Genomic DNA, 12,152 nt, shown 5'->3' on the forward strand with positions numbered 1-12,152 from the left:
AAGTACGGTAGGGCATACCGGAACCTTTGGGCTCGATCCAATAAACGCTTGGGGAGAGAATACCTCTACTTTTTCAGAAGCAATTCTGTCTAAGCAAGTAATCTCTGTGAACCAAGAATCCCCGTCTCTTTAGAGCGGGGATTGTCAAATCCAGACTAACCGTTAGCAATCACCAGACTTTTAAGAACATTTTCGGTCATGGCCGCTAGTTGATCCAATTGTTCCTGATGGCGTTTTGCCTGTTTTTTGGCTTCTACCTTGCGTTTCAGAGCTTCCCGGGCTAAATCATCGCGATTTCTGCTTAAAGCTTCGATCGCTACTCGATTCCATGTTTCTGCTTCTTGAATGGCTTTTTTGTACTGGGGGTGAATTTCATCCCAACTCACCTTAAGATTGCTTAAAGCCCCTGTTAACAGGGTTTGGGCATTGTTGGGGTCGGCTCCGATGAGGGATTTTTTCAGAGGTTCGTAGAGTCCCACCGCTTGTAAATGGGTAATAATCGGGATAAATTCTTCTATCTGTTGACTTTTGCTAATACCAGTCTTACACCAAGTGGCAAAATGTTCGCAGTTGTTAAAAAGAAGATTATATTTCTGCTCCCCCAGACGACTTAGCGCCCTTTCTACCACCACATCGGGGATAAAGGAAAATCCCACCTCTACATGGCGCACCACATAGATTTTACCGCCCCTAGCAAAGGTTTCTAGGGAAGTTCGTTCGACAATCTCGCTCGGTTTTCGGTAATGAATGACGCTACCATCACCGCAATCGATGCCATGATGAGCATAAACACCCTGAAGATTGAGCAATTCCCGATAGGCGTATATTTGATCCCCTTTAGCCATATTTTTTTAGTGATAAAGTAAACAAGGAGATTGTCTATTGACCCAGTTTTTCTGGTTATTACTCTTATATTTTAGAGATTATGGATGCTTTTAGTCCCTTTCCCCCTGACTGGACAGAGAATGCTGTTCACGCCTACAATTTTTGTTGTCCTTACTGTGGGGCAAAAGCTAAAGAAGCTCAGGCCGTTTGGATCAATCGCCGCGCTCCCGTTTTAGGAGAAGATTCTCGACGTAAATGGCAGGAATTCTATCATTGTCAATGCGATCGAGTTTGGTGGGCCTGGAGTAGTGATCGACCTGCCGAAAATAAGTAATTCTCAATCGGGAATGGAAAATATGGCCGATGTCTATGTTTCTTGGGATGAATACCATCGTCTGATCGAAAAATTAGCAGTAAAAATCGATCATTCTGGTTGGCAATTTGCTCAGATTGTCTGTTTAGCTAAGGGAGGATTGCGCGTCGGTGACATTCTCTGTCGTCTTTTTCGTCAACCCCTAGCCATTCTCTACGCTGCTTCCTACGGGGGGCAAAATCATCAAATTCGGGGAGAATTAACTATTTCCTCGAATTTAGCCATGATCGAACCCAAATTAAAGAGTCCCTTGTTATTAGTGGATGATTTAGTCGATTCGGGAATCACTCTCCAAAAAACCTCGATTTTGTTACAGGAAAAATACGGGATTACCAATATCAAAACTGCGGTGATCTGGTACAAAGCGGCATCAAGAATCAAACCTGACTATTATGTGGAATATTACCCCGATAATCCTTGGATTCATCAACCCTTCGAGCGTTACGAGTTAATTACACCCAAAGACCTCCTAGAATAAATTCAGTTTAGCATCAGAGGTAGAGAGTTTCCCTTTAAAAATACCACCAAAGAAGATTCATGTCTGAAATCGGCAACCTCATCTATTCTCCGTAGGATTCAGCAGTAATTTTACCCCGAAAAACGATGTAATTATAAACTGTATAAGCTAGTAAAATTGGGATTAAAAAACCCACAAAAGTCAGCATAAACACCAAAGAACTAGGGGCGGCCGCCGCTTGATAAATTGTCACTGACGGGGGAATAATATCGGGGAAAATCAACAATCCCAAACCGATAAAAGAGAGCATAAACAGCAATACTGTCCAGACCATGGGGGTGTTTTCTTCCTTTAGTTGCAAACTCCGCAGTAATAAACCCAGTAAGACCACAGCTAAAATCGGGATGAGGATAAAGATGTAAATTAGTCGAGGGTCAAATAAACGCTGACGGATATGGTCAGAAAGCAGCGGCGTACTGATGGTGATAAAGACAGCACCGATAAAAGTGGTAATAGCGGCAATTTTTGCCGTTTTATAGTGAACTTCCTGTAAATTCCCCGTAGTTTTCAGAATTAGGTAAGTGGAACCCACTAAAACATAAGCTTGGATTAAAGTTAGAGAAACTAGAATCGATCGCCATGTTAACCAATCAAAGGGGCCGCCGGCAAAATGACCCAATTCATCCACTTTAATGCCCTCAAAAACCGCACCGAGGGCGAATCCTTGCCCCAAAGCGGCCAAAAAACTGCCGAGTCCGAAGGCATAATTCCAGAACAACTTGCGACGAGAATGTTCACGAAACTCGAAGGAAACAGCCCGAAATAACAGCCCCACCACCATAATCACTGCCGGCAGGTATAAAGCGTTTAAAATTGTCCCGTAAGCTAGGGGAAACGCCCCAAACAGGGAACCACCCATCAAGACAATCCAAGTTTCGTTAGCATCCCAAACATTGCCCAAACTGGTCATTAAAATACTGCGACGCTTCTCGGAGGAGGAAGTCAGGGAAAGAATTCCCACCCCCAAGTCAAAACCATCGAGAAGGACGTAGAGAAACAGGAATAAACCCAGAATAAAAAACCAAATTTGCGGCAAAAAATACTGTAACGGTTCCATAGTTCCTCCTATTGTTGCGCTTCTAGGGAACGAGGATTTAGTTCTGGTGAGGTCACTTTTTCCTGTTGAGTCCCCGGCAGTGGTAAGTTAAGATTTGGTCCCTGACGGATAATAAGACTACCGAAATAGAGAGCAGAAACCAAGAAAACGACATAAATCGCCGTAATTCCGATTAAAGAGGTTAAAATCTCGCCCGCAGGCAGTTTAGAAGCAGCATCCACCGTCCGGATTTGATTGTAAACCGTCCAGGGTTGACGACCGACACAACGGACAATCCAACCGGTTTCAACCGCAAGATAACCCAGAGGGGCCGCAAAAACCCAAGCGCGTAGTAACCATTTTTGACTGTCGATTTTTTCGTTAGATAATTGACCGCGCAGCCATTGCCCGACAGTTACAGCCATTAAAGACGCGAGAAAAAGACCGATAGCGACCATAATCCGGAAGGAATAATAGATTAGCCCCACCATGTGCGGTCTGTCTTCGTATTTCCACGTTTTTAAGCCGAGAACAGGTTCCGATAACTTGGGTTTTAATTCCAAAAGATAACCCAAAGCATTAGGAATCTTCACTTCCCAGCTATTTGTCTCCGCTTTATCCTTGGGTAAAGCAACCAAACTCCAACCGGCAGTTTCTCCCGCAGGAATGGTTTCCCATTGCGCTTCCATGGCGGCTAATTTAGCCGGTTGATAGTGATACACTTGTTCGGCACTAAGATGACCGACAAAAATTTGCAAGGGGGCGATAACAATCGCTAGAGTAAGAACAATTTTGAGAGAACGACTAAAAAAGCTAATGTGACGTTTATTGAGCAAATACCAAGCACTAATACCACCAATGACGAAAAGAGAAGTTTCCAGAGTAGCGAAAAACATATGCAGGAAACTATTAACCATGAAGGGATTGAGAATCGCTTGTAGGTAATCCTGAACGATAAATTTACCATCCACGAAGATGCCACCGGCGGGGGTTTGCAGCCAAGAATTAGCGGTTAAAATCCAGAAAGTGGAAAGATTAGCCCCGAAAGCGACGAGAATTGTCGCTAGGAAGTGAATTAAAGGGGGAACTCGTCCCCAACCAAACAACATAATTCCTAGAAAACTAGCCTCTAGCATAAAGGCCATGGTTCCCTCGAAACCGAGGATAGTTCCGAAAAAGTCCCCCACTGCTTCCGAAAAAGGCGCCCAATTCATGCCAAACTGAAAAGCCATCGGTAAACCAGAAGCAACTCCAATGCCGAAATTGAGAATGTAGAGTTTTGACCAGAAGCGAGCGTGATGATAGTAGTCAGGATTGCGAGTTTTTAGCCATAATCCTTCGACAATGACTAGATAAATGCCCATACCAGTGGTTAACACCGGCCAAAGCATATGGAAAATAGCGGTGATGGCGAATTGTATCCGCGACAAAGCAACGGGATTGGCAAGTAAATCCATGATTATAATCTTTAAACGATCGTGAAGATATCATAAGCACCTATAATACTTAGCCAGTAATGCCCTGAAAAGGCAAGGTTAAATAGGAATTATATAGATTGTTTTTAGATTTATGCGATCGCTTTGGTGTTAGTCAATGACTTAGTTAGTATTCTTGTATTATATTGGGGGGAAAACTCAGAAAAATTGCTAGAATATTAACCTGATTAATTAATTTTCCCCTCGATCGAGTATGACTTTCTCCTCAGCCGCAGACTTTCAAGATGAATTTGATGTCATCGTCGTCGGGGCGGGCCATTCCGGCTGTGAAGCGGCCCTAGCTTGCGCCCGTCTCGGTTGTCGTACCCTTCTCCTCACCCTTAATCTCGATAAAATCGCTTGGCAACCCTGTAACCCCGCCGTCGGTGGTCCGGCTAAATCCCAATTAACCCATGAAGTGGACGCTTTGGGCGGCGAAATTGGCAAAATGGCCGACCGCACCTATCTGCAAAAACGGGTTCTTAATGCCTCTCGCGGGCCGGCAGTCTGGGCCCTACGGGCCCAAACCGATAAACGGGAATACGCGGCGGTGATGAAAGGTATCGTCGAAACCCAAGCCAATCTGGTTATTCGGGAAGGCATGGCCACAGACCTGATTTTAGGGGCAAATGAGCAAGTTTTAGGGGTAGAAACCTATTTCGGCACTTGTTTCGCCGCTAAAGCCGTCATTTTAACCACTGGCACTTTTTTAGGCGGCAAAATCTGGATCGGCGGCAAGTCTATGGCCGCTGGACGCGCGGGCGAATTTGCGGCGGTGGGTTTAACAGAAACCCTAAATCGTCTCGGATTCGAGACCGATCGCCTAAAAACTGGCACTCCTGCCCGTGTGGATAAGCGTTCGGTGGATTACTCCCGTATGGAACCGCAACCGCCCGATGACGAGGTACGTTGGTTTAGTTTTGATCCAGAGGTGTGGATCGAACGAGAACAAATGAACTGTCATCTCACCCGCACCACGGCGGCAACTCATCAATTAATCAGAGATAATTTACATTTATCCCCCATTTATGGCGGTTTTATTGACTCCAAAGGACCGCGTTATTGCCCCAGTATTGAGGATAAAATCGTCCGTTTTGCCGATAAAGAAAGTCATCAAATTTTTATCGAACCGGAAGGGCGCGATATTCCCGAACTTTATATCCAAGGCTTTTCAACGGGACTGCCGGAAAATGTTCAATTAGCAATGCTGCGGACTTTACCCGGTTTAGAAAACTGTGTGATGTTGCGGGCTGCCTATGCAGTGGAATACGATTATTTACCAGCAACTCAGTGTTATCCAACCCTGATGACGAAGAAGATTGAGGGGTTATTTTGTGCGGGACAAATTAACGGGACAACCGGTTATGAAGAAGCGGCAGCCCAGGGACTGGTGGCGGGGATTAATGCGGCGCGGTTTGCTTTAGGAAAAGAGTTAATTGTTTTTCCCCGGGAGGAAAGTTATCTAGGAACTTTGGTCGATGATTTGTGTACTAAGGATCTGCGGGAACCCTATCGAATGTTAACCAGTCGTTCCGAATATCGCTTAGTATTGCGATCGGATAATGCCGATCAAAGATTAACACCTTTAGGGCGAGAAATTGGCTTAATTGATGACCGGCGTTGGCAATTATTTCAAACTAAACAAGCTAATATTATCGCTGAAAAAGAACGCCTACACGAAACTAGAATTAAAGAACGCGATGCCGTGGCAATTCAAATCGTGCAGGATACGGAACAAAAAATTAAAGGTTCTCTCTCTTTAGCGGATTTACTGCGTCGTCCTAGCTTGCATTATCTCGATCTCTATCGCTATGGTTTAGGTAATCCCGATTTAAATTTAGCCGAAAGAGAAGGGGTAGAAATTGATATTAAATACTCCGGTTATTTGAAACGACAACAAAATCAAATCGACCAAATTAGTCGCCACAGTAACCGTCATTTATCCCCCGATATTGACTACATGAAAATTGAAACTTTGTCAATGGAATCCCGGGAAAAATTAACAAAAATTAAACCCGCCACCATCGGCCAAGCCTCGCGAATTGGCGGAGTTAATCCCGCAGATGTTAACGCTTTGCTGGTGTATCTAGAAATGCGGCAGATGTCGGGAGTTAAAAGTTAGGAAATAATCTCGATTTTAAGCGATCGAGAATTCTTATCGGCTGCTTAATTAAGTAGCTGGTTATAATTAAATTAAAAATGGATTTTAGGTTCGATCCCCCCTTAGTCCCCCCTTGATAAGGGGGGTGCCGATCCCCCCTTAGTTTCCCCTTGATAAGGGGGGTGCCGATCCCCCCTTAATCCCCCCTTGATAAGGGGGGTGCCGATCCCCCCTTAATCCCCCCTTGATAAGGGGGGTGTCTGATAATTTTTAACGCCTACCTAATTAGCAGCCCCAATCAAAATAAAGGGCGACCAATAATAAGGATGGCTTTTAATTTGACTCAGTTTGGCCTGTCGCATGGCTTCACTTTTGGTCATGCCATTCTTGAGATTTTGATAAAATTGCGTCATAATTTCCGCACTGGTTTCGTCTTCAGCATTCCAAAGACTGGCAATTACTGATTTAGCACTGGCTCTTTCTAAGACATAAGCCAGTCCCGATATTTCTCTGCCGTCCGCGTTGGCTTCCTTGGCGGTTTGACAAGCACCGAGGGGAATCTAGACTTAAATTGCCAGCGATTGCGCCTATTTTAAGCAAAGATCTTCTTGGGGAGGATGCCAACCTCCTTTTATCCATAACTGCCTAGATTCCTGGATGAATCCTTGATTGTGAAACTGATCATTTAAATCTAGCCGCACACAAGTTGCCCTACCTGTAGGCGTTGTTCCAATAATTATCAATCCCCTATTTATCCAAATAAAGTGATCGTTCCACAACTGCAAACGAGGATTAAATATAGCAACTTCTTCTCCAGTCTGAGGATCAATTCCAGTGGTAAAATTATAGCGGCGCTCATTGCAACGGCGACAAGCCAAAGCCAAGTTATCAGGGGCATCGGAACCGCCCAAGGATCTGGGAAGCAGATGATCGATTGTAAATATATCTGAACTGGACTGTTCTGGAGAATGACAATATTCGCACAAGTAATTTGCTCTTCGCCGAACTAATTGCCGAGTAGGTTCATTAATTGTCACGATTGGCGATCAATTTAGCGTTAATGAAAGTTAAAATTCGTTCTAATTCGGCAATTCCTGCATATTCAGCTTCTTCTGCAGCAGTTAACAGTTGAGCTTTCCGCTTTTCTAGTAGTTCTTCCAGACGAGTATGCAATTCGTCAGTAAATTTAATCAGATTGACACCCTCAACTTTTTCAACAGTAATTCCAGCGCGAAGCCAAGAAGAGGGTTCAATCATTGGTACTGGAGTCATGACTTGAGCAGTCATAGTTCATCGATCTCCTAATAGATGTCTGTGCCAAAATTATAGAAGTATGTGAGGATAATTGCAAGGGTAAAGCCTTCCCCTGGAAAACTATCGTCAGTCTCGTTCTGTTTAGTGAATTTAAGCCACAGGCATGAGTGCGCGTTCATTATTATCAAGAATGCGATCTATAGTTCTTATCGGCTGCTTAATTAGGGTTTGCTGAATAAATGTGAAATGTAGGCAAGGTAAGGGTTTTGTGGCTTTTCTGGCGAAACAGGTGCAAGATTTTGAGAGAATCGTCGTTCAAAACCTTGCGTCTTCATCGGCCCGTGTCCTGTAGGGGCGAAGCATTCGGGCAATAACCTATCGGTGAAACCGTAGATTTTCTATCCGAATGCTTCGCCCGTACTTTTTCAGCAAACCCTAATTAGCAGCCCCAATCAAAATAAAGGGCGACCAAAAGAAAGGATGGCTTTTAATTTGACTCAATTTGGCCTTTTGCATGGCTTCACTTTTAGTCATGCCATTCTTGAGATTTTGATAAAATTGGGTCATAATTTCCGCACTGGTATTATCTTCAGCACTCCAAAGACTGGCAATTACTGATTTAGCACCGGCTCTTTCTAAGACGTAAGCAAGTCCTGAAATTTCCTGGCCGTCTGCGTTGGCTTCCTTGGCGGTTTGACAGGCACTCAGGGTGATTAATTCGGTATTTTTTAAGCCTAATAATGCGGCATCAGCGATGTTATATTGTTGATTATTGGCGAAAAGAATAGTATTAGCTTGCATATCCAAATTAGGACAGCCAGCAAGATTAAAGCATCCATGAGTTCCTAAGTGTAAAATCGAGAACCGAAAGGCTTGTTTTTTGAATATATCTAAGGTTGCGTTTGTACCGAGATATTTTTCACTTCCCGGAAAGATTTTGCTGATATTATCTGCTTCTATTTCTGTGCCTTTAAGTTCTTCTTGGGTAGGTTTAGGGTTAGCAAATGCTAGACCTTGTAAGGGTTTTCTTTCGGTCGCGGGAGGAGTAGATGTGGAGATGCGAGTTAAATAATAAATCGGATATTTTTCTAGGAGAACTTGGTCATTTTTCTTATCATAGAGAGTTTCAAAGGGAATATATCGCAGTTGTCCGGTAGCGATGATGGCGATATTTTTTCGGGAACTGGTGGCAATTTGGGACTCGATGGGACGGATTAAAATCTCGTATAATTTACTACCGGTAACGAAGTAGTCGGCATTTTGATAGTCGGCTAATTGGGTACGGTATTCGCTGACGAGTTTATTCAATTCATTGCGTTTTGCATCGCTCTGAATAACGATTAATTTTTCTCTGGTAACGAGAAATAGGGCGACTTCATCGCGGAGGGGAACGGGTTGAATAACGAGGGTATCAGGAGCGATATTTTTCTGGAGTTGGGCGATGTCAGTGGGTTTACTTTCAAAAAGTTCAGCAATTTCAGGATATTTCTGTCCGATAGTTTCCGCATTTTTATACACTTTCTCCTCGAATTGTCGGATATCTTTTGCTAGTTCTTCCGAGTATTTATCCTGTAGTTGTCGGCGCATTCCTTCGAGTTGTTGATTGTCGGTGTTCCAGTTATCAAGTGCTTTTTGTGCATCGGGATCAGCAACTTTGGCATCGATCAGGCGATTGTAATCGGCGAGATCGGCGGTAGTGGCGAGGTTAAGCCATTGAAAGGCTTTTTCTGGTTGGTTTTGCTGGATGAGGATTGTGGCGAGGGTGATGACGGTTTTCTCGTTAGAGGCTAAAAACGATTTTCGATTTTGACCTGCAATATTTTCCCTCGAAATATCTCCCCGTATCTTGAGGATAATGTTGAGGGACTCTTCCAAATTCTTGATCGCTTCTGCGGGTTGATTTATCTTTTGATAAGCAACTCCTAAATTATTTAAAGAATTAGCTTCCCCTTGTAGATCGCCGATTTTCCTCGCTATGGCTCGATTCTCTTGATGGTAATCGATCGCCTTTTGATACTGTCCGAGGGAAAGATAAGCACTTCCTAAATTGCCTAAAGAATCGGCTTCCCCTTTTAGATCGCCTATTTTCTTCGCAATGTCTAAAGTCTGTTTAAGGTAATCGATCGCTTTTTCGTACTCTCCGAGGAAGTAGTGAGCAACTCCTAAATTGTTTAAAAAAGACCCTTCCTCTTGCCGAAGGCCTATGTCCCTCGTGATGACTAAAGACTTTTCGTAGAGATCGATCGCTTTTTGATACTCTCCACGCGATTGGTAAGCGTTTCCTAAATTGCCTAAAGATCTGGCTTTACTTCCTTGATCGCCGATTTTCTCAGCGATTTCTAAAGACTGCTGGTGGTAATCGATCGCTTTTTGGTATTGTCCGAGGGATTGGTAAACGTTTCCTAAATTGCCTAAAGAATCGGCTTGCACTTTTAGATCGCCGATTTTCTCAGCGATTTCTAAAGACTGCTGGTGGTAATTGATAGCTTTTTGGTACTGTCCTAGTAAGCGGTAATCAACTCCTAAATTGTTTAAAGCCTTGGCTTCCCCAGAACGATCATCTAACTCCCTCGTGATGGCTAAAGACTGCTGGTGGTAATTGATCGCTGTTTGATACTCTCCACGCGATTGGTAAGCGTTTCCTAAATTGCCTAAAGAAGCGGCTTCCTCCTGGCGAAAGTCAACATCCCTCGCGATGCCTAAAGACTGTTGATAGAACTGGATCGCTTTCTGATACTGTCCGAGGGATTGGTAAACGTTTCCTAAATTGTTTAAAGCCCTGGCTTCTCCTTGGCGATTAACTATCTCTCTGTTAATGACTAAAGACTTTTGGTGGAGATCGATCGCTTTTTGATATTGTCCGAGGGAAAGATAAGCACTTCCTAAATTGTCTAAAGAAGCGGCTTCTCCTTGGCGATTTTTGATTTCTTGATAAATTTGTAAGGCTTTTTCCCACGATTGCAAGGCTTCTCGAAACTGACTTATTTCATATTGTTGAACGCCTTGCTGTAAAAGCCTATCCGCTTCTTTTCGCTGTTTTTCTGCTTCCATTAATACTAAGAGTTTTTCAGCACTTTTTTCTAAATCAGCATCCTTAATTTCTTTTGCGATTATTAAAGTCTGCTGAAAAAATTCTATGCTCTCCTTAAATTCTCCTAACTCATAGTAAGCCCCACCGAGATTTAAAAAGGCGAGGGCTTCTAGACGACGTTCTTTTGACTCTTGTGCTATTTTAACCGCATTTTCTAAAACAGAAATAGCTTGACGGTATTGACCGTCGTTAAAATAGGCATTGCCTAAATTAACGGTAGATTTAGCTTCCCCTGAAAGGTCTTTAATTTGCCGGTAGGCTATCACCGCCTGTTGACAGGATTGAATCGCCAATTTTACTTGATTATTATCAAGATTCTGGCGACATAATTGCAAAAGTTGATCCGCTTCGGCTTTCCTCGCATCCGTATTTTGCGCTATTACCGCAGGGACGAGAGAGGAGAGTTTCCCGTTAACAACTGGTAGGGTGACGGTAGCCACTAGGGAAAGGGTAAGTAAGGCGTAAAATTTGGGATTCATAGTTATTTCCGCTATCAGTTATTAGTTAATACACCTCATCATGAGTTCCAATGTTAATCAAAACTATCCTATCTGTTTAAGTTTTTTCGTCTCGTTCTAAATAGAAAATGATGCGGCAATCATAACTACAGGAACAAGCTCTCAATTCCTGATATTCTCCCCTGACTCGATTAACATCTCTTGCTGTTCCCTTGGTAATTGACTAACCAACTCCAGCGCGTTTTCAAAGGTAATCATATTCAACTCCCTTGTTAAATTTAATGCGATAACAGTCCTATTTAAGTACGAAGATCTGATCAATGACATGATTTTTCCCCTCGCTAACCCGACATTAGAGGAATCTTTAATAAACGTTTCCTAATCCAATCAGCTAATTCTTCCTCTGAAAGCTTACCAACAGCAAGATCGATCCATATCTGGTATTTTTCTTGACTAGAAGCTTGAAGATCGTAGCCATTGAGCCTGAGAAAAGTCCTCGTCACTACATAGGCCGTTCTCTTATTCCCATCTACAAAAGGATGATTCTTGACAATCCCATAAGCGTAGGCTGCTGCCAAAGAAGCCATGTCAGGAGGCGACTCAGAATAAGCCAGAAGATTTTGCGGTCGGGAAAGTGCGCTTTCTAGCAACCCCTCATCTCGAATACCCTCTAATCCACCATGCTCGGCTATTTGGCGGTGATGAATCGCGAGAGCTACCCCATCAGCTATCCAGATTAGCTGGTTCATGAGCCTAAGTTGCCAGCTTTCTCAAAACATTCCAGTCTTCGCGCATCACTTCCTCCGCCACTTCCATTTGCTGGACAAATTCGGGGTCGTAGGGTGTAAGCTCAAAGCCATTCGGCGTTTCCAAGACGTAGAGCATATCGCCTTTACTAAGGCGCAGCTTCTCCACCAACTCTTTCGGGAAAATCACCCCCATAGAGTTCCCTACCGTTGTGACTTTTAACTTAATCATCGTTTTTTGACTGAGTAAATATATCAATTATAGCACCTCCCATA

At 43.5% G+C, this 12,152-nt stretch carries 11 protein-coding genes and 2 pseudogenes; 4 read left to right on the forward strand and 9 right to left on the reverse strand.

What is annotated here, in order from left to right:
- Positions 1-133 (forward strand): annotated as a pseudogene (locus IM456_RS04960) (RNA-guided endonuclease TnpB family protein); the annotation flags it as partial.
- A gap of 22 nt (positions 134-155) precedes the next feature.
- On the opposite strand, the gene IM456_RS04965 reads toward IM456_RS04960, so the two are convergent.
- Positions 156-845, reverse strand: coding sequence for a lecithin retinol acyltransferase family protein (locus tag IM456_RS04965; RefSeq protein ID WP_287693338.1), 690 nt, complete (start codon positions 843-845; stop codon positions 156-158).
- A gap of 80 nt (positions 846-925) precedes the next feature.
- Here IM456_RS04965 and IM456_RS04970 point away from each other — a divergent pair, with 80 nt between their 5' ends.
- On the forward strand, positions 926-1,159 hold the full coding sequence (locus tag IM456_RS04970) for a hypothetical protein (RefSeq protein WP_002771307.1): 234 nt from the start codon (positions 926-928) through the stop codon (positions 1,157-1,159).
- Between the two features lie 22 nt (positions 1,160-1,181).
- Positions 1,182-1,676 (forward strand): phosphoribosyltransferase, encoded by a 495-nt coding sequence (locus IM456_RS04975; RefSeq protein WP_043998939.1) that lies wholly within the window; start codon positions 1,182-1,184, stop codon positions 1,674-1,676.
- A gap of 82 nt (positions 1,677-1,758) precedes the next feature.
- Here IM456_RS04975 and cydB read toward each other — a convergent pair whose 3' ends face one another.
- Complete coding sequence (gene cydB / locus IM456_RS04980; protein ID WP_002753098.1) at positions 1,759-2,772, reverse strand: cytochrome d ubiquinol oxidase subunit II; 1,014 nt, start codon at positions 2,770-2,772, stop codon at positions 1,759-1,761.
- 8 nt (positions 2,773-2,780) lie between these two features.
- Positions 2,781-4,208: a cytochrome ubiquinol oxidase subunit I gene (locus IM456_RS04985; RefSeq protein ID WP_106909654.1), complete on the reverse strand. Its 1,428-nt coding sequence runs from the start codon at positions 4,206-4,208 to the stop codon at positions 2,781-2,783.
- A gap of 232 nt (positions 4,209-4,440) precedes the next feature.
- Here IM456_RS04985 and mnmG point away from each other — a divergent pair, with 232 nt between their 5' ends.
- Positions 4,441-6,348, forward strand: a complete 1,908-nt coding sequence (mnmG, locus tag IM456_RS04990) for a tRNA uridine-5-carboxymethylaminomethyl(34) synthesis enzyme MnmG (protein WP_287693339.1) — start codon at positions 4,441-4,443, stop codon at positions 6,346-6,348.
- A 260-nt stretch (positions 6,349-6,608) separates the two neighbouring features.
- Here the strand turns inward: mnmG and IM456_RS04995 are convergent.
- From IM456_RS04995 to IM456_RS05020, 6 genes and pseudogenes are all read right to left on the reverse strand, one after another.
- A pseudogene (locus IM456_RS04995) lies at positions 6,609-6,887 on the reverse strand (CHAT domain-containing protein); the annotation flags it as partial.
- Positions 6,888-6,914: 27 nt separating this feature from the next.
- Complete coding sequence (locus IM456_RS05000) at positions 6,915-7,364, reverse strand: HNH endonuclease (RefSeq protein ID WP_149987796.1); 450 nt, start codon at positions 7,362-7,364, stop codon at positions 6,915-6,917.
- Complete coding sequence (locus IM456_RS05005; protein ID WP_149987797.1) at positions 7,354-7,614, reverse strand: hypothetical protein; 261 nt, start codon at positions 7,612-7,614, stop codon at positions 7,354-7,356. Before IM456_RS05005 ends, IM456_RS05000 begins: the two co-directional genes overlap by 11 nt.
- Positions 7,615-8,016: 402 nt before the next feature.
- Positions 8,017-11,151 (reverse strand): CHAT domain-containing protein, encoded by a 3,135-nt coding sequence (locus IM456_RS05010; protein ID WP_287693340.1) that lies wholly within the window; start codon positions 11,149-11,151, stop codon positions 8,017-8,019.
- Between the two features lie 320 nt (positions 11,152-11,471).
- Positions 11,472-11,879: a type II toxin-antitoxin system death-on-curing family toxin gene (locus tag IM456_RS05015; RefSeq protein ID WP_287693341.1), complete on the reverse strand. Its 408-nt coding sequence runs from the start codon at positions 11,877-11,879 to the stop codon at positions 11,472-11,474.
- Between the two features lie 4 nt (positions 11,880-11,883).
- Positions 11,884-12,108, reverse strand: a complete 225-nt coding sequence (locus IM456_RS05020) for an AbrB/MazE/SpoVT family DNA-binding domain-containing protein (RefSeq protein WP_012267820.1) — start codon at positions 12,106-12,108, stop codon at positions 11,884-11,886.
- Positions 12,109-12,152: the final 44 nt, after the last annotated feature.

This window comes from Microcystis sp. M079S1, from assembly GCF_020246425.1.
Lineage (GTDB): Bacteria > Cyanobacteriota > Cyanobacteriia > Cyanobacteriales > Microcystaceae > Microcystis > Microcystis aeruginosa.